The sequence below is a fragment of the Rhizobium skierniewicense Ch11 genome, from assembly GCF_023757665.1.
GTDB classification, from domain to species: Bacteria; Pseudomonadota; Alphaproteobacteria; order Rhizobiales; family Rhizobiaceae; genus Agrobacterium; species Agrobacterium skierniewicense.
On record NZ_RXPG01000030.1, the window covers coordinates 551577 to 569631 of the forward strand.

General features: G+C 57.0%; 15 protein-coding genes. 11 read left to right on the forward strand and 4 right to left on the reverse strand.

Annotation, left to right across the window (positions count from 1 at the left end; genetic code table 11):
• Window positions 1-41: 41 nt before the first annotated feature.
• The gene (locus tag EKM04_RS22385; RefSeq protein ID WP_183893669.1) at window positions 42-743 is read right to left on the reverse strand and encodes a creatininase family protein; all 702 of its coding nucleotides are present in this window, start codon (window positions 741-743) and stop codon (window positions 42-44) included.
• 205 nt (window positions 744-948) lie between these two features.
• On the opposite strand from EKM04_RS22385, the gene EKM04_RS22390 reads away from it, so the two are divergent.
• The 3 genes from EKM04_RS22390 to EKM04_RS22400 all read left to right on the forward strand — a co-directional run bounded on the left by EKM04_RS22390 (window position 949) and on the right by EKM04_RS22400 (window position 4121).
• Complete coding sequence (locus EKM04_RS22390) at window positions 949-1512, forward strand: MarR family winged helix-turn-helix transcriptional regulator (protein ID WP_234900382.1); 564 nt, start codon at window positions 949-951, stop codon at window positions 1510-1512.
• Window positions 1509-3101, forward strand: a complete 1593-nt coding sequence (locus tag EKM04_RS22395) for an ABC transporter substrate-binding protein (protein WP_183893671.1) — start codon at window positions 1509-1511, stop codon at window positions 3099-3101. The genes EKM04_RS22390 and EKM04_RS22395 overlap by 4 nt, the downstream gene beginning before the upstream one ends.
• 72 nt (window positions 3102-3173) lie before the next feature.
• Window positions 3174-4121: an isoaspartyl peptidase/L-asparaginase family protein gene (locus tag EKM04_RS22400; protein ID WP_183893673.1), complete on the forward strand. Its 948-nt coding sequence runs from the start codon at window positions 3174-3176 to the stop codon at window positions 4119-4121.
• A 97-nt stretch (window positions 4122-4218) separates the two neighbouring features.
• On the opposite strand, the gene EKM04_RS22405 is transcribed toward EKM04_RS22400, so the two are convergent.
• The 3 genes from EKM04_RS22405 to EKM04_RS22415 form a co-directional block, all read right to left on the reverse strand.
• Window positions 4219-5139, reverse strand: coding sequence for an ABC transporter permease (locus EKM04_RS22405; protein ID WP_174154639.1), 921 nt, complete (start codon window positions 5137-5139; stop codon window positions 4219-4221).
• Window positions 5132-6142, reverse strand: coding sequence for an ABC transporter permease (locus EKM04_RS22410; RefSeq protein WP_174154637.1), 1011 nt, complete (start codon window positions 6140-6142; stop codon window positions 5132-5134). Before EKM04_RS22410 ends, EKM04_RS22405 begins: the two co-directional genes overlap by 8 nt.
• 78 nt (window positions 6143-6220) lie before the next feature.
• On the reverse strand, window positions 6221-7927 hold the full coding sequence (locus EKM04_RS22415) for a peptide ABC transporter substrate-binding protein (RefSeq protein ID WP_183893675.1): 1707 nt from the start codon (window positions 7925-7927) through the stop codon (window positions 6221-6223).
• A gap of 304 nt (window positions 7928-8231) precedes the next feature.
• Between EKM04_RS22415 and EKM04_RS22420 the strand changes: the two genes are divergently transcribed.
• The 8 genes from EKM04_RS22420 to EKM04_RS22455 all read left to right on the forward strand — a co-directional run bounded on the left by EKM04_RS22420 (window position 8232) and on the right by EKM04_RS22455 (window position 18045).
• Window positions 8232-9395, forward strand: a complete 1164-nt coding sequence (locus EKM04_RS22420; protein WP_183893677.1) for a M20 aminoacylase family protein — start codon at window positions 8232-8234, stop codon at window positions 9393-9395.
• 32 nt (window positions 9396-9427) lie between these two features.
• Entirely contained in the window at window positions 9428-11278 is a 1851-nt protein-coding gene (locus tag EKM04_RS22425) for an ABC transporter ATP-binding protein (protein ID WP_183893680.1), read from the forward strand.
• A gap of 296 nt (window positions 11279-11574) precedes the next feature.
• Window positions 11575-12348, forward strand: a complete 774-nt coding sequence (locus tag EKM04_RS22430; RefSeq protein ID WP_183893683.1) for an aspartate/glutamate racemase family protein — start codon at window positions 11575-11577, stop codon at window positions 12346-12348.
• A 12-nt stretch (window positions 12349-12360) separates the two neighbouring features.
• Entirely contained in the window at window positions 12361-13299 is a 939-nt protein-coding gene (locus EKM04_RS22435; protein WP_234900381.1) for an ABC transporter permease, read from the forward strand.
• The gene (locus EKM04_RS22440) at window positions 13299-14102 is read left to right on the forward strand and encodes an ABC transporter permease (protein WP_183893685.1); all 804 of its coding nucleotides are present in this window, start codon (window positions 13299-13301) and stop codon (window positions 14100-14102) included. The genes EKM04_RS22435 and EKM04_RS22440 overlap by 1 nt, the downstream gene beginning before the upstream one ends.
• A gap of 63 nt (window positions 14103-14165) precedes the next feature.
• On the forward strand, window positions 14166-15269 hold the full coding sequence (locus EKM04_RS22445) for an ABC transporter substrate-binding protein (protein ID WP_234910844.1): 1104 nt from the start codon (window positions 14166-14168) through the stop codon (window positions 15267-15269).
• A 73-nt stretch (window positions 15270-15342) separates the two neighbouring features.
• Window positions 15343-16401: an ABC transporter ATP-binding protein gene (locus EKM04_RS22450; RefSeq protein WP_183893689.1), complete on the forward strand. Its 1059-nt coding sequence runs from the start codon at window positions 15343-15345 to the stop codon at window positions 16399-16401.
• 102 nt (window positions 16402-16503) lie between these two features.
• On the forward strand, window positions 16504-18045 hold the full coding sequence (locus tag EKM04_RS22455; protein ID WP_183893691.1) for a hydantoinase/oxoprolinase N-terminal domain-containing protein: 1542 nt from the start codon (window positions 16504-16506) through the stop codon (window positions 18043-18045).
• The last annotated feature ends 10 nt before the right edge of the window (window positions 18046-18055 follow it).

Consider the following 18055-nt stretch of genomic DNA (forward strand, 5'->3'; position numbering starts at 1 on the left):
TGTGCGGGTTTGTCCGTCTCTTTACGACGTCCGTGTGGTTGTCAGTGCCAGTCGGTCTCCAGCAATGCGCGCGTTTCCTTCACGGCCACATCCCAGATCGCCAGCATGTCTTCATCCGCCCGCTGATAAAGCCCGTGATAATTGCCATCGCCCAGCAGTTCGCGTTTGCGGGCTGCGCCCACACGCGCCAGCGCTGCATAGTCGATCTGAGGTTTGGACGTGTCGGGCTGGCGCTGGTCGGTCGTGCGCGTCCATGGGAAATTCTCCATCCACGAGGCATGCGAAGCGGCAGGATCGATCTCCTGCACCTTTGCCAGTGTTTTCGGTGCCCGCCACCAGTCATGGAATTTGACAGAGGCGTCGGGATGCATGTTCAGCCACTCGGAAATAACGGTGGTGGCTGGTACATTGCCACCGTGGCCGTTGACGACGAGGATGCGACGAAAGCCGGACCGGTACATGCTGTCGAGCAGATCTCTGATGACGCCGATATAGGTGGAGAGCGACAGGCTGAGCGTTCCCGGAAAGGTCGCAAAGGAGGATGCCAGGCCATAAGGCACGACCGGAAACACCGGGATTCCCAACGGCTCGGCCGCATCGACCGCGATCTTCTCGGCCAGGATCATGTCTGTCGCAAGACTGAGATAGGCGTGCTGTTCGACGCTGCCGATCGGCAAAATGCAGCAATCGTTTTCCGCGACGCGCTCTTCAACCTGCATCCAGTTCATGTCGGCTATCTTCAATTCGCTATCCCCATTCTCATTTGCGGCGCAAAGGCGCAAAGAACGTCCACCATTTGGCATTTCAGCACAATATTTGTGCTTTTTGCCTATCTGCGCTCCATCAAACAAAGTTCTAAATGGAACTAAAAAAAGAAATTGACAGCCATTTAAACCAACGTCAAGTTCCATACGGGACTAAAATGAATGGCAGTGAAGCGAGGATTGATTGCGACAATCACGGGGACCAACACTGGATGCTCTGCTGCGGGAAGGTGGCAAAATTGCCGCCGGAAGCCACGGCGTGGAGGAACTCGTTTCCGTCAAGCTCTGGCAAAATCCGTGCTGGTTGTCGTTCCGGTTCAATTTTCTAGCCCTGCAATTTAACGAGCCGATCTATCGACTGATCGAAAAGGAACACGGTGTTCCGCGACCGGAATTCGTCGTGCTCTATTCGCTCGGGCTATCCGACGGGCTGACGGCCAGTGCGATTTGCAGCTCCTCCGGTTTCCCAAAAAATACGATCAGCCGGGCGATCCAGAAGCTCATCGACAAGAATATTATCCGCCGTGAAATCGACCAGACGGATCTGAGGAGTTTTGTCCTCTTTATCACCGACGAAGGCAAACGCATCGTCGAGCAGGCCATGCAGCCAATGGTCGAGCGCGAAAAGGCGATGGTCTCGTCGCTCACCCCCGCCGAACAGCTGATGCTGTCGGAGCTGCTTGCCAAGGTCGTCGTGGATTCACCGAACTGGCCCCCTATGATACCGACAGAGGAGAACGAAGAATGATAATCTCGAAAACAGTCCGCACAGCTGTGCTTGCAACGGCTTTGCTGGGTAGCGTCTCAAGTGCCGCCCTTGCTGCCGATCTGACAATCGGCGTGCGCGCCGGGCCGCTGTCGATCGACCCCGACTTCACCGCCGCAGGCACCCACGCCGAGGCAATGAAGCATATTTACGATTCGCTGATCAAATCCGGCAACAACCTGGAACTCGAACCGGGCCTTGCCACCAGCTGGACGGCGATTGACGACAGCACCTGGGAATTCAGGCTGCGCCCCGGCGTGAAATTTCATGATGGATCTGACTTCACCGCAGAAGACGTCAAATTCTCCATCGAGCGCATTCCGCGTGTTGCCGGCCCAAACCCGACCACGATCTATGTACGCCGCGTGAAGGGTGTCGAGATCGTCGATCCATTGACCATTCGCGTCAAAACGGACGGCCCGGCTCCGAACCTGCCGAATGATTTCATCCGTTTGTTCGTCGTCTCGCACATTGCTGCCAAGGACTATTCCGACAGCGCCGAAAAAGCCTCCGAAGGCTTCAATTCCGGCAAGGCCGCCATTGGCACTGGCCCCTACAAGTTTGTCTCGTGGACGCCGAAGGAGCAGCTCGTTCTGGAGCGTTTTGACGGATACTGGGGTGGCAAGGAGCCGTGGGACAAGGTCATTCGCAAGGAACTACCGAATGATGCGGCCCGCGTGGCCCAACTGAAGGCGGGCCAGGTCGATCTCATTGCGCGCATTCCGGCCTCCGATGTGCCGACGCTGGAGCAGGATTCCAAGCTTACCATCGTTCGACAGGACAGCGTGTATCTGTTCAACATCGCTTTCGATTTCCGCGAAAAGTCGCCACAGGTCAGCGCCAAGGATGGCTCGCCGCTGCCGAAGAACCCTTTTACCGACCCAAGGGTTCGCGAAGCCTTTGATCTTGCGATCGACAGGGAAACCATCACCGAGATCGCCATGGAAGGCATGGGCACGGTCCAGTCGCAGCTCGTCACGCCGAACATCTTTGGCTACAATCCTGATGTGAAGCCGACACAATCCGACGTGGACAAAGCGAAGGCTTTGCTGACGGAGGCCGGGTATCCCGATGGCTTCAAGGTGACCTTCTCCTTCACCAATGATCGTCTTCCCGGCGACAAGGATGCGGGTACCACGATCGCACAGATGCTGACCGCGATCGGCATTCAGGTTGAAGCCAATGCCCAGCCTGGCGCGGTTTATTTCCCGGCCAACACACGTGGCGATTATTCGCTGACGATGTCAGGATGGGGGACGCTGACGGGTGAAGCGAACTATACGCTGTCGTCGCTTGTGCATACCAATGAGCCTGCCAAGAAGCTGGGTGCTTTCAACATTCGCGGCTACTCGAACCCGGCGCTCGATAAGCTGATCGAGCAGGCGGGTGTCGAAATGGACGCTGCCAAGCGCGCGCAATATCTGAAAGACGCTAACGCGATCGTGGCATCGGATCGCCCCAATCTGTCGATCGCCTCGATCATCTCCGCATGGGGCATGAAAAAGACCATCACCATCGCGCCGCGCTCGGACGAAGACACGTTGGCGATGAACATCCGCCCAGCACAATAAGCTGCGCGGACTTCGATGACCGGGCCGGGCAAGATGTTGCCCGGCTCATGTCGTTCAAAAGAAGGAAAAATGATGGGAAAGATCGCATTGGCAATTCATGGCGGGTGCGGTGTCATGGCAAAGCTCGGCTTGACCGATGAGGAGTGGCAGGCGGCACGCATCGATCTCGCTCATGCTTTGCGCGCGGGCTGGGCCGTGCTCATATCCAACGGGTCAGCACTCGATGCGGTCCAGGCAGCGGTCGTGGTGCTGGAAGACAGCCCGCATTTCAACGCAGGCTACGGTGCTGCACTCAATGCCGATGGCGATCATGAGTTGGAAGCCTCGATCATGGATGGCGCGACGCTGGAGGCTGGCGGAGTGACGTTGGCAAGACGGATTCGCAATCCGATCAAGGCTGCACGACGCATCATGGAAAAGGGTGAGGCCGTCATGATGGGGGGCAGCGCTGCAGACGACTTTGCCAGAGATGAAGGCCTCGACGTTGTCGAGAATAGCTACTTTACCACCGAAAGGCGTGTCAAAGCGCTGGCTGCTATGAAGGCCCATGCAGAGGCAGGCACAGCGGCGGTGGCGAGCGAGTCCGAGAAACACGGCACCGTTGGTGCGGTCGCGCTTGACGCTGCCGGACATCTGGCTGCGGCGACCTCGACAGGTGGTTACAACAACAAGCCGGTCGGTCGGATCGGTGATACCCCCATCGTCGGTGCCGGCACTTACGCCCGTGACGGGCTCTGCGCTGTCTCTGGCACAGGAAAAGGTGAGTTCTTCATCCGCTATGCAGTTGGCCACGAAGTGGCAAGCCGCATCGGATATCTTGGCGAAACTGTGGAGCAGGCAGCCTCCAAGATCATTCAGGAGGATTTGAAACCGCACGGCATTGGGGCCGGGCTGGTGGCCGTCGGTGCCGACGGTTCGATTGCAGCGCCCTATAATACCGATGGCATGTTCCGCGGATGGGTTACATCGGACGGAACATTCTACGTCGCCACACATGATCAGGTTTTCGCGGTGGCATAAGTGGAGCCGGTCCACCTTGCAGGGTGGGCCGCTCCTCACCTGATGCGCGAGTGATTGGGGAAAAGCAGTCTTTGTATCCCCACCACCTCCGCGTGGCTCAGGTCTTCAAGCTTCTGGGATCAAGAGCGTCCCTTATCGCATCACCCATATAGTTCACGCTGAGAACGGTCAGCGAGATCGCAAGCCCTGGCCATAAGACGCGGGAGGGTGTCAATTGCAGGAAATTGGCGCCATCAAACAGCAGGCGGCCCCAAGTCGGAAAGTCGGAGGGGAAGCCGAGGCCGAGGAAGCTGAGCGCGGACTCGGTGATGATGGCGGCGGCAATGCCCAACGTCGCCGATACCATGATCGAACTGAGAACATTGGGCAATATGTGCTTGATAATGATGCGGTATTCACGCATGCCGCTCGATTTCGCCGCCAGAATGAACTCCTGGTTTTTAATCGAGAGAACGTCGCCGCGCACGATGCGCGCCGTGTGCATCCAACTGGTGATGCCGATGACGGTCACGATGAGAATGAAAATCCCCGTCTCGGGACCGAATGCAGCGCGCAATGTATCGCGAAACAAAAGCAGGATGACCAGCAAAAGCGGCAACAGGGGCAGGGCGAGGAACAGGTCCGTCAGCCGCATCAGAGGCCCGTCTAGCCTGCGAAAATAGCCAGACAGGACACCCACAAGGGTTCCAAGGAACAGGGCCAGCAACATGGCCGTGATGCCGACGGCAAGTGAGATGCGTCCGCCCGCCAAGACCTGCGCCAGCATATCCTTCCCCAGATTGTCTGTGCCGAAAGGATGCGCCAGAGATGGCCACTGGTTGCGGGCTTTCACATTGATGGCGTTGGGAGCGACCCGATGGATGTAGGGGCCGACATAGACGGCGAGAACAATGAATGTAAAAACAATCAGCCCGACCACGCCGCCCTTGTGGGCGCGAAATTGTTTCCAGATATCGACCAGGGCAGATTTCATCGGGCTGGAGGCGGCGTTTGATGGCGCGACCGTTGCATCAGTCATAGCGAATCCTCGGGTCGAGAATGCCATAGAGAACGTCGGCAATCAGGTTGAAGAGAACGATCAAAACGGCAAATATGAAAGTTAGCGTCTGAACCAGAGGAATGTCGGCGCCCTGCACTGCGGTGATCAGCAATTGCCCAAGGCCGTTCACACGGAAAATCTGCTCGGTGATGATAGCGCCGGAAAAGATCGTCGGAACGCCCAGCGCAATGACGGTGACCACCGGGATAAGGCTGTTGCGCAGCACATGTACCAGGAGAACGGTCTTTTCCTTCACCCCCTTGGCGCGGGCGGTACGGACATAGTCCTGATGAAGATTATCCAGCATGGAGGCGCGCACAAAGCGGCTGATCTGCGAGACATTGTAGAGTGTCAGAACCAGCACGGGCAGGAACATCTGCTTGATCTGTAGGAGAAAACTGGACCAGCTGTTGACCTGGAGGTTGGTATCGTAGACCGACGGGAACCATTGTAGCCAGGAGCTGAACACCACGACCAGCAGAACGCCCGTGAAGAAGGTGGGGACGGAGTAGCCCAGCATCGATATGAAAGTGCCGATCTGATCGAAGATGGAATATTGCTTATAGGCAGAAATGACGCCGATCGGGATCGCCAGAATTGTTCCGAAGAGATAGGCAAGGCCCACCACCCAAAGCGTCTGTGGCATGCGCTGTACGACGAGATCGACGACCGGACTGCGCGTCGCCCAGGACAGTACACGCATTCTCTGGCCATCGCCAAACTGCCAGCCGGTCAGTTTCTCAATGAGGTTAAGCGGTTCGTTGATGAAGAATTGCTGGAGCCAGTAGAGATAACGCATCAAGAAAGGTTGATCCAGGCCAAGCGATGCGCGGATTTGTTCCCGAACCTCTGGCGGGATTGTCAGCGGCAGATCGCCAGTGGGGTCGTTGGGTGCGAGATCAAGCAGTGCGAAGATAACAAAGCTGATGACGAGCAATGTCGGGACGGCAAAGAAAAGTCGCCGCATCGTAAAGGCAAACATGGGTGCGTCTCCGGACCTTCGAGAAATGCAAAGTCACCGGCTTCGTCGGTCAAGACAAAGCCGGCGCGGCCTGCATTCTTATTTCTTGCGGGACCAGTCCGCGATATTCCAGAGCTCGGAATCCCAGCCGGTCATCTTGACACCCTCCAATGTCAGCGATCGCGACGAAACCTGTCCGCGGTAGATGAGCGGAATGTGCGCGCCTTCTTCTGTCAGCATATCGTTGAGCTTTTTGGAAAGCTCGATGCGCTTCTCTTGTTCGGCAGTTTTGGAAAGTTCACCGAGAAGCTTGTCATATTCCGGGTTGCAATAACGTGGAATATTCTGGCCCTGCCAACCGTTGGAGGGAGCGGGGACCTTGTCGCACAGCCATTCCGCCAAATATTTTTCCGGGTCCGTTCCGTCGAAGTTGTTGGTGTACATTTCCACGTCGGCGTAGAACTTCTGGAAGGTATCAGGGCTTGCCGGATCCCCGCCGAAGAACACCGAAGCGCTGGTATTGCGCAACTCCGCGTCAACGCCGATCTGCGACCACATATCCTTGACCAATTCCTGCGTGGCTTGACGAACGGAGTTGGTGGAGGTGGCGTAGAGGTAGGACAGGCGAACGCCATTCTTGGCACGGATGCCGTCTGGACCCTTGGCCCAGCCAGCATCGTCTAGCAGCTTGTTAGCGCCGTCGATGTCTTGGGTTAGGCACCAGTCGTTTGCCGTTGAAGCATAGGCTTCCGGACCGGGCACGATGTTACATGTTGGCCTACCGGATTCGCCATAGGCAGCTTCATCGATGATGTTACGGTCGATCGCCATGGAAAGAGCCCGGCGAACGGCAGGGTCCGACAGGGATGGATGTGGACCGGCTTCCTTGGTCGATCGTTTGTCGCCCAACGCCGGGTCGGCATTGTAATGATTGAGGTTAATGCGCTCAACCTGGGTGCCAAACGCTGTGACCAGCTCACCCTTACCCGCGGCCACCATGGTCGCCAGAATTTCGGGCTCGACCTGCATGTTCCAAGCGTAATCGAACTCACCGGTTTCCAACACCGCGCGGGCAGCGGAGGCCGCGTCACCGCCGCCTTTCAGCGTGGCTGTCGCGAAGGCAGGTTTGTCCGGATCGCGGTAGTTTGGATTCGCGATGAAGCTGATGACATCGTTGGGTTTGAAATCCTTGACGACGAAGGGGCCGGTTCCGATGGGTCCGAAATTCGCCGATGTGCAGCCGGGGGCTTTCGCGCCGACGCAATTTTCGAATTGCTTTTTCTGAATGATCGGGGACTGGCCACCGACAAAGGCGCTGTAGGGATAAGGCTTGGGTTCGTTGAAGGTAATTTTGACAGTGTGTGGATCGGGCGCTTCGACCGTTTTGACGCCTTCGTACTGTGCCGCCTGTGCGCAACCGCCGTCCGGGGCTGTGCAATATTTCCAGGTGAAAATCACGTCTTCGGCCGTCAGCGGTGTACCATCCGACCATTTTACGTCGGGCTTGAGCTTCCATGTCATGCTCAGCAAGTCTTTCGATATGCCACCATTTTCCAGCGTCGGGATTTCGGTGACCAGCGTGGGGACCAACCCGCCTTTTTCGTCGTACCGCGCCAGCGGCTCGATGACCATGGAGGCACTGTAGTACTCCTTCGTGCCACCCGAGAGATACGGGTTGAGCGTGGATACGGCCTGCCAAAAGAGTATCTTCAGTTCGCCGTCAGTGCCGCGTTCCGCATGCGCTGCAGGTGGGGCGAATGCCAAGGCGGCGACGCTGCCTGCTAACAAGATATTGGATTTTCTCATTTTATTCCCCGTTTTGGATTGTTTTGCGTTTGCGCAGCGCGTGCGCGTCCTCGACGCTTCCTTGCAGCTGTGGCTTTTCTAACCACTTGACTTCACAAGGATTTCTTCAATTTCTCCTTTGTTTCGAAATTCTGAAAGCGAGTCCGCATCATTGGCCTCATGCGTATTTGACCAAATTTTGTGCCATCTAAACACGAGCCTATTTTTCATTCAAGATGCAAATTTCGCACTTGCAAAAAGAGATTTTACGAACGCAGTATGGGGGCAGACCTGTGGGGAACCATGGAAAAAAAGGGGTGCAGAAATGCCGATTTTGAATCGTGTCGCCGAAATGCAGGACGATGTAGCCGCTTGGAGGCGCCACCTGCATGAGACGCCGGAATTACTCTATGACGTCTTCCAAACATCGAAATTCGTCGCGGAGAAATTGCGGTCGTTCGGCTGCGACATCGTGGAAACCGGCATCGGCAAGACCGGTGTCGTCGGTGTCATCAGGGGTCGGCATGGAGATGGCCCAACGATTGGCTTTCGCGCCGATATGGACGCATTGCCGATTATGGAAACCAGCGGCAAGCCGTGGGCGTCAAAGGTCCCCGGCAAAGCCCACTCCTGCGGACACGATGGTCACACGGCCATGCTGTTGGGCGCTGCACAATATCTTTCGGAAACCCGCAATTTCAAGGGTTCCGTCGCTGTGATCTTCCAGCCTGCGGAGGAGGGTGGAGCTGGCGCGCTTGCCATGCTGAATGATGGCATGATGGACAAGTTCGGCATTGCAGAAGTTTATGGCATGCACAATGAACCCGGTATTCCCGTGGGTAATTTTGCCATCCGCAAGGGCTCCGTCATGGCGGCGGCTGACAGTTTCGAAATCAAGATTACCGGTCGTGGAAGCCACGCGGCGGCACCGCATCTGTCGATTGATCCTGTCTTGACATCGGCGCACGTCATCATTGCCCTACAGTCTATCGTGTCTCGCCAGATGGATCCGTTGAAATCGCTTGTGGTCACTGTCGCGACCACCCATGGCGGCACGGCGGTGAACGTCATACCGGGTGATGTAACGTTGACGGGGACCGTTCGAACATTGCTGCCGGAAACGCGAGATTTTGCCCAGAAGCGCCTGACCGAAGTTGCCCAGGCAACCGCGCAAGTTCATGGCGCCACCGCGGAGGTGACCTATCGCCGGGGTTACCCCGTGACCTTCAATCATGAAAACGAGACCGATTTTGCCGTGGGTGTGGCCAGCGCTGTCGCTGGATCCAATGCGGTCAATTCCAATGCGGCCCCACACATGGGTGCGGAAGACTTTTCCTACATGCTGGAAGCACGTCCTGGAGCTTTCATCTTCCTCGGTAATGGCGATACGGCTGGTCTTCATAACGCAGCATACGACTTCAATGACGAGGCGCTTCCCTATGGCATCAGCTATTGGGTCGGGCTCGCTGAAAAAGCTCTCGCCGCTTGATGCGGCTGCGCCTTCATTTTTAGGAGATGTCCATGCTGCTGTCAGCCACTGCAATGGAACATGCTGGCGGTTCGGTCAGCCCCGTCATTTCCGTTCAGAATCTCACGACCTCCTTCCGTCTGGAAGGAGCTTGGAAATCGGTGGTGCGCGATATGAGTTTCGATATCGCACCGAAAGAGACTTTGGCCATCGTGGGCGAAAGTGGCTCCGGCAAAAGCGTCACGTCGCTTTCCATCATGCGTCTGCTGGACAAGAAGACCAGTCGCATCGAAGGCAAGGTCGTGCTCGGTGGTCGTGATCTTCTCTCTTTACCGGAAGAAGAGATGCGCAAGGTGCGCGGCAGGGATATCTCCATGATATTCCAGGAGCCGATGACCAGTCTCAATCCGATCTTCCCGATCGGTAAGCAGATTTCTGAAGCGCTGACGGTGCATCAGAACATGTCGTCATCTTCTGCCAAGGCCGAAGTGATCCGGTTGCTGGAAAAGGTGCGCATCCCCAACGCCAAAGCCCGTTACGATGAATATCCACACCAGTTTTCCGGCGGTATGCGCCAGCGTGTCATGATCGCCATGGCGCTGTCTTCCAAGCCAAAGCTTCTGATCGCCGATGAGCCGACCACGGCCCTCGATGTGACGATCCAGGGCCAGATATTGGATCTCATCAAGACCCTTCAGGAAGAGGAGGGCATGTCGGTTCTCTTTATCACGCATGACATGGGCGTGGTCGCCGAGGTGGCGGACCGCACGATCGTGATGTTCCGTGGAGATATGGCCGAAACTGGCACGACCGACGATATCTTCCATCGCGGCAAACATCCTTACACACGGGCCCTGTTGTCCGCCGTTCCGAGGCTCGGCTCGATGGCGAGCCTCGATCTGCCCATGCGCTTTCCGGTCATCGACATCAAGACCGGCGAAAATCAGCCGTTGATGGAGGTGACGGACACAGTCAAGAAGTCGATGACGCCGATCCTCTCGGTCAAGGATCTCACCACGCGTTTCGATATTCGGTCTGGCATTCTCGCGCGCAAATCCGGTGCCGTTCATGCTGTTGAAAAGGTGTCTTTCGATTTGCATGAGGGCGAGACCCTGTCTCTGGTGGGTGAATCCGGTTGTGGCAAGTCCACAACAGGGCGCTCGATCACCCGCCTGATAGAGCCGACCGCTGGTCGTGTCACGCTGGACGGATACGATGTGATGCGGCTCGATAAACCCAGTTTGCGGGCGATGCGCCGCAGCGTCCAGATGATTTTCCAGGACCCCTTCGCCAGTCTCGATCCGCGCATGACAGTCGGATCTGCCATTATGGAGCCGTTTCTCGAGCACAGGCTGGGAACGAAGGCGCAGGCGCGGGAGAAAACTGCAGGGCTTCTTCAAAAAGTCGGGCTTTCTCCCGATATGATGCGGCGGTTTCCTCACGAGTTTTCAGGTGGGCAGCGCCAACGCGTCGCTATCGCGCGCTCGCTCATGCTCGACCCAAAGATCATTGTTGCGGATGAAGCGGTCTCTGCACTCGATGTCTCCATCAAGGCGCAGGTTTGCAATCTGCTTCTCGATTTGCAGCAGAGCCTCAATCTGGCGTTCCTGTTCATCAGCCATGATATGGCGGTGGTGGAACGGGTCAGTCATCGCGTGGCCGTGATGTATCTCGGAGAAATCGTCGAAATCGGGCCGCGCTCCGCTGTCTTTGACAATCCCCAACACGAATACACACGCAAGCTCATGTCGGCTGTTCCGGTGCCGGACCCAACGCGACGCGCCATCAAGCGCAATATGGCGACGGATGAGATCAAAAGTCCGATCCGGCCCGTGGATTATGTTCCACCGGTTCGGCGGTACCGCGAGGTGTCTGCCGGACATCTGGTTCAGGATATCGCCTGAGCGACCGGTCGCCGGGGTTCGAATTTCCTTTCTCTCTTGTGTAACCACCAATCCGGTGTCAGAGCGGCGCGCTATGGCATGGCTAAAACTGCATGTCTGAATGATCAAAATTTAATCAACGCGACGAATTGCTTTTAAATCATACGATTGAGACTACCCGTTCGGGTAGGTATTTGTGTTTTTATCATGGAAACTACCCATCCGAAACAACGCCCTACCTATTCCTCAATCCCCTTCCACTCTGCGGTTGAGCGATGCACGGTAGCGTCATCACAAAACGGGAGGGGGAGTTCCAGATGCAAGACAACACAGTCCACATCCGCGTCATCTCACCGCTCGTCACAAGGGGCTTTCGCAAGCTTGCTGATCTCAAGGCGCTGGAATACCCGGGAATAGCAGTGTCTCATGCCGAGATCTCGACGGGGCCAGCTTCGATCGAAAGCGAATTCGAGGCAGCGATGTCCGTGCCCGGCACTCTCCTTGAAGTCAACAAAGCCGATCGAGACGGCGTCGATGCTGTGATCATAGATTGCATGGGCGACCCAGGTCTGAGGCCTGCAAGGGAAATCACAGACATGGTCGTGGTCGGGCCGGCGCAGACCGGCATGCACATCGCCGCCATGCTTGGCCACACATTTTCGGTCATAACCGTCATGCGCCGCTTGAGGCCATCCTTTGAGAACACGGCCGCGTTGTGCGGTCTTTCCAGCAAGTTGGCATCGGTGCGCAGTGTGGATATTCCGGTTCTCCATCTGGAAGCCGACAGGACAGAAACCTTGCGTCGGCTTATCGAAGAGGGTCGAAAAGCTGTCGAGGAGGATGGCGCAGAGGCGCTGATCTTCGGCTGTACGGGACTGATGGGTTGTGCTGCCGGTTTGCGGGCCGGCCTGCTCGCCGAAGGCATTGATGTTCCTGTGATAGACCCGATACCGACAGCCATCTCGATCGCCGCAGGCTTGGTCCGTGCCGGTCTCTCGCAAAGCAGGACGACGTATCCACCACCACCGGAAAAAGCATTGATCGGCTACGATGCGCTCCACGCATCCATGCCGCCGCTTGCCGCCGAATAATCAGGAGACCGGATGAGGGATATGGCAACAGGCACGGTCACCACCACTGCAGAAAGAAACACCGGGACGGCCGGTCTGCGCATGGGACAGCGCTTCTTTTCAGGGGGAATTTTCTGGCTGCTGGTTATTCCGGCGTTTCTCTTCTTCCTCGTCTTCTTCGTCGTGCCCACCGCATCTCTTTTTGCCTTGGCGTTCAACAAATCGACAGCTGGTGTCATCAGCCTGTCCAGCGTGATCACCTTCGACAATTTCGTGCGCATCTTCACGCGTTCAATTTACTACGAGTCCATCCTGCGTTCGGTTGGTATCGCCACCGTTGTGTCGCTCATATGTCTGTTTTTTGGCTATCCGCTGGCCTATGTCATTGCCAAGACCGTAAGTCCCGGCCGAAACGCGCTGTTGATGATACTTGTCCTGTCGTCCATGCAGCTCGACATGGTCATTCGTCTGTATGGTCTGATGGTTCTGCTGGGCGACAACGGTCTCATCAACGGCGCATTGATCAAGTTGGGTGTCATTTCCGGGCCGCTGCCGTTGATGTACAACACCTTCGGCGTGGTGGTCGGACTTGTACAGATTACACTGCCCTTCATGGTTCTGTCGTTGATCGGCATCATCAAATCCATTCATCCATCGCTGGAAGAGGCGGCTCGGTCTCTGGGCGCGTCTCGCGCAAAAGCGTTTTGGTCGGTCGTGCTGCCGCTTTCCATGCCTGGGATTCTGGCGGGAACACTGCTTGTCTTTGCGCTCGCGATCTCTTCTTACGTCGTTCCCGCGCTGATGGGCGGATGGAAGGTCATGGTCCTGCCCATCCACATCTATCAGCAGGTGGCCGAAACCGGTCGCTGGCAGTTCGGCGCGGCCATCGCCGTTGTTCTTTTCGTCACAAGCCTCATGGCTATTGCCGTCTATCAGAGGGTTGCCATGCGCACGACAGGAGGTCGGAGTTGATGCGCGATGAATCTCCCATCCCGTTTGTCTTCAAGACGATCTCGCTTCTGACGCTGGCCATTCTGCTCGTGCCCGTTGTTATCGTGGTGCTGGCGGGCTTGAATTCCGGGGACTACCTCACCTTCCCCCCACAGGGCTTTTCGCTACGGTGGGTCTATGCTTTCCTGACATCACCTTCGTTCCTGTCTGCCTACGGCGTGTCATTTCTGGTTGCCGCGATCTCGACGGCGATCTCGACGGTGCTCGGCACCATGGCAGCCCTTTTCCTGTCGCGCGCCTCCGGCCCGTTGATTGGAATGTTGCGCGCCTTTTTCATGATGCCGATCGTCCTTCCCGGCGTCGTTCTTGGCCTTGCTCTTTACGTCTTCTATGTCACAAGCGGAATCGGGCTGGCACGCAGCCTGACCGGCCTCGTCATCGGCCATGTCATCGTCACGTGCCCGTTCGTGATTGCGACTGTCACGGCTTCGCTCGTCGGTTTCGACCGGAGCCTTGAAGAGGCGGCACGGTCGCTCGGTGCTTCACCCTTTACAGCCTTTCGGCTGATCACGCTCAAGATCATCGCGCCCGCCATTTCAGCAGGCACAATCTTCGCCTTCATCATTTCCTTTGGGCAGTTCGAAGTGACGCTGTTCCTGTCGACACCGAACCTCCAGACGCTGCCAATGGCGATGTATGTCGCGTTGCGTTACGCGTTCGAGCCGACGGCCGCAGCTGCCGGTATCTTTGCCATCCTTCTCGTCGTCATTTCGATGATCGCGACGTCTAAACTCGTCAATCTTAAACGTATCTTCGGCGGCTGAACGCCCGCCTGAGACTGAACGACCGATCCCGCATCCATAAGTTCAAAAAAGGGGAACATGGACATGACTGGAAAGACATTCGATCCCAATCGCCGCAAGCTTCTCAAACTGAGTGCCGCAGCAGCCACCCTGCCGCTGTTCAACATCAATCACGCGTTTTCCCAGGATGTGACCTATGACGGATCGGTCTTTGATGCCGGTGGTGCTGTCCTGCGGATCGGCGAATGGGGCGGTCCCTGGGGTGAGCTCGTTCACAAATATCTGCTCACGGATTTCGCCAGGGATTACAACTGCAAGATCGAATATGACTCGACCTGGCCGTGGTTCCCGAAATTCGTCGCCAACGGGCCGCAAAAGCCACCGCTCGACGTGACCAACTGGAACCTGCCGGAAATGTTCAAGACGGCAGCGGCGGGCGACTTCTTCCACACCATCGAAGAAATTCTTCCCAACCTTCCGAACGGCAAGAACCTATGGCCATTCGCCACATCGAATGGTGTCGGCGTGACATGGGCTTTCAACCAATATGTTCACGCCTACCGCACGGATCTCGTCACCCCCCCACCGACGAGCTTCAAGGATATGTGGAAGCCGGAATTTGCTGGCAAGCGCGGTACCTATATCACATCCAACACCTTGCAAATGGACTTCTTCCTCGTCGCCTGCAGCCTGTTCGGCAAGGACCAGTACGATCTCGACGCCGGTTACGAGGCGATGCGGGCCTTGATGCCCGCCAAGATTTCAGACTTTACCGGCAACATGCAGACATTGATGGATCGCGGCGAAGTCGTCATCGCGGTTCAGAGCGATGCCGAACCGATGCAGGCCCATGACAAAGGTGCGCCTTTCGCTGTCATGTACTGGAAAGAATTGCAGCCGATCCTGACGCAGACCTACACGATTAGCCGCTATTCCGAGCCGACCCAGAAAAAACTGGCCTATGCGCTGCTGAACCGTGCGCTGGAACCGTCCTTCATGACCAATATGGGCAAGGAATTCTATCTGCGGCCAACGGTTTCCAATGCCGTTCTGCCGGACAATCTGGTGAAGTCGGGCATCGTCAACAGTGCCGATGCCATCAAGGATTTCTGGTTGCCGGACTGGAAGGCCTATCTGGAGAACGAAGACGAGATCGTTGAGACAGTGAACGAAATCTTCGCGGGCTGATCGAGACAGACGGTGGAAGCGGTGGCCGTGTTGCGCGGCCACCAGCCAACGGACACATGGGAATTACAGGACGATGTCGGATATCCAGTTAAAGAACCTCGTCAAATCGTATGGCAATACGGTGGCGGTTGCGGGCATAGACCTGCACATCAAGCAGGGAGAGTTCTTTTCTCTGCTTGGGCCTTCCGGCTGCGGAAAGTCCACCACACTGCGCATGATCGCGGGCTTCATCCGCCCCAGTGCGGGTCAGATCCTCATTGGCTCGGACGACGTGACCGGACTGCCGCCGGAAAAACGGGACATCGGCATCGTATTTCAGAACTACGCGATCTTTCCACATATGAATGTTGCCGAAAACATCGGATTCGGTCTGAAACTCCGGAAAAAATCACCCGCAGAAATCGATAGGGCAGTTGCCTTTGCACTCAGCCAGGTCGGCCTTGTGGGTTACGAGAACCGCTATCAGCGCCAGCTTTCCGGTGGTGAACAGCAGCGCGTGGCGCTGGCGCGCGTGCTCGTGACCGAACCGCGCATCCTGCTTCTGGACGAGCCACTGTCTGCACTCGACAAGGCGCTGCGCGAGGAAATGAAATACTGGATCAAGGATCTGCAGAAAAAACTCGGGATCACCACCGTCTATGTCACCCACGATCAGGATGAGGCGCTGACCATGTCCGACCGCATCGGCGTGATGCAGAAAGCCCGCGTGGAACAGGTCGGTACACCACAGGAAATCTACGAACGCCCCAAAACACTGTTCGTTACAACCTTTATCGGCCAGTCGAATGTCATCGACGTCACGGTTAGGGGCCGGGATGGCGACCGGCTGAGTGTCGGTTTTGCAGATGTCACGGCGCTGACCCGTGCGCCAGCGACCGATATCGCTCCCGGAACCGCGGTTAAACTCGTTGTGCGCCCTGAAAACGTGATTATCGGTCAAGCCGGAACCGGCCTGCCCGCGACTGTGATCTCGGAGACTTACCAAGGCGCTCTGGTGCGTTACCGGCTTTCCTTCGGTACCAAGGAGATCATCGCCGAACGACAAAACCAGTCTCACGTCGAACGGCTCTCACCAGGGCAGTCCGTGGGGGTGAGTTGGGACCCGGAAAGATCGGAGGCATTGATGGCCTGAGGGCCGCAATCGCTGAAAACAATCATTGATGAGGCGAACCGGCATGCGGGCAATGTCCGCAGCAAAGGACGCGCATTGTCTGAAGACAAGTAGGAGAATGATATGCGTATAGGAATTGATGTGGGTGGCACCAACACGGACGCCGCTCTGATGGACGGAGCCGCTGTTATCGGTGCATGCAAGAGCCCGACAACGGCTGACGTCGGGTCTGGTATCGTTGCCGTGATGAAAAAGCTGCTGGATATGACCGGCGTGTCTGTTACGCAGATCCAGGCGGTCATGATCGGCACAACGCACTTCACCAATGCCGTGGTTGAGCGCAAACGCCTCCTTGAAGTGGCCGCCATCCGTCTCGGTCTGCCCGCCACCAAGGGGTTGCCGCCGCTTACCGACTGGCCGCAAGACCTTGCCGACACGCTTGGTCGTCATACCTTCATGCTGCATGGCGGCCATGAGTTCGATGGCCGCAAGATTGCGCCACTCGATGAAAAAGGTCTTTTGGAGGTGGCGCAAACCATCCGTCAGCGTGGTTTGACGTCTGCGGCCGTGACGTCCGTATTCTCGCCGGTAAAACCGGAGATGGAGCTTCGCGCTGCCGAAATCCTGCGTGAAGAAGTGCCCGGCATCGCCCTGTCTCTCAGTCACGAAATCGGCCGCGTCGGTTTTCTCGAGCGTGAAAATGCCTCGATCATGAATGCGTCGCTGGCCGACCTTTCGAAGAAAGTCGTGTCATCGTTCCGCAATGCCCTAAAGGAGATGTCGATCACGGCGCCGTTTTATGTCAGCCAGAACGACGGGACACTGATGGCACCCGATTATGTCGAGCGCTACCCGGTGCTCACCTTCGCCTCCGGCCCCACCAACTCCATGCGTGGCGCTGCACTTTTGGCCGGAGAGAAAGAGGCCATGGTGGTCGATATTGGTGGGACGACGTCCGATGTCGGCATGTTGATGCAGGGGTTCCCGCGCGAGTCTGCCGTTGCCGTCGATATCGGTGGCGTGCGGACCAACTTTCGGATGCCGGACGTGCTGGCCATTGGCCTTGGTGGCGGGTCGTTGGTGCGCGATGACGGAACCCGTATTGGCCCCGATTCCGTTGGCTATGAAATCACCTCGAAGGCGCTGGTCTTTGGCGGCGATATGTTGACCACGACGGATATCGTCGTCGCTGCAGGACTGGAAGATATCGGCGACAGGTCGCGCGTTGCCCATATACCGGCCAGCACCATCGAAGCCGCTCTGGCCACCATGCACCGGATGGTGGACGAAGCCGTCGACCGCATGAAGACCAGCGCAGAACCGCTACCCGTCATCCTCGTTGGCGGCGGTTCCATTCTCGTCTCCCGTGATCTCCCATCGGCCTCAAAGGTTATCAGACCGGAAAATGCGTCTGTCGCGAACGCCATCGGCGCGGCCATCGCTCAGGTCGGCGGAGAGGTTGATCGCATCTTCTCATTGGAAGGCACATCGCGCGACATCGTGCTGGCCGGTGCCAAAGCCGAAGCATCGGAACGCGCCATCAAGGCCGGTGCCGATCCGGCATCGGTCAAGATCATGGATATCGAAGAGGTGCCGCTGGCCTATCTGCCAGGCAGTGCCACACGCATCCGCGTCAAGGCGGTCGGCGATCTGGTGATTGGCTGAGGAGCCCTGA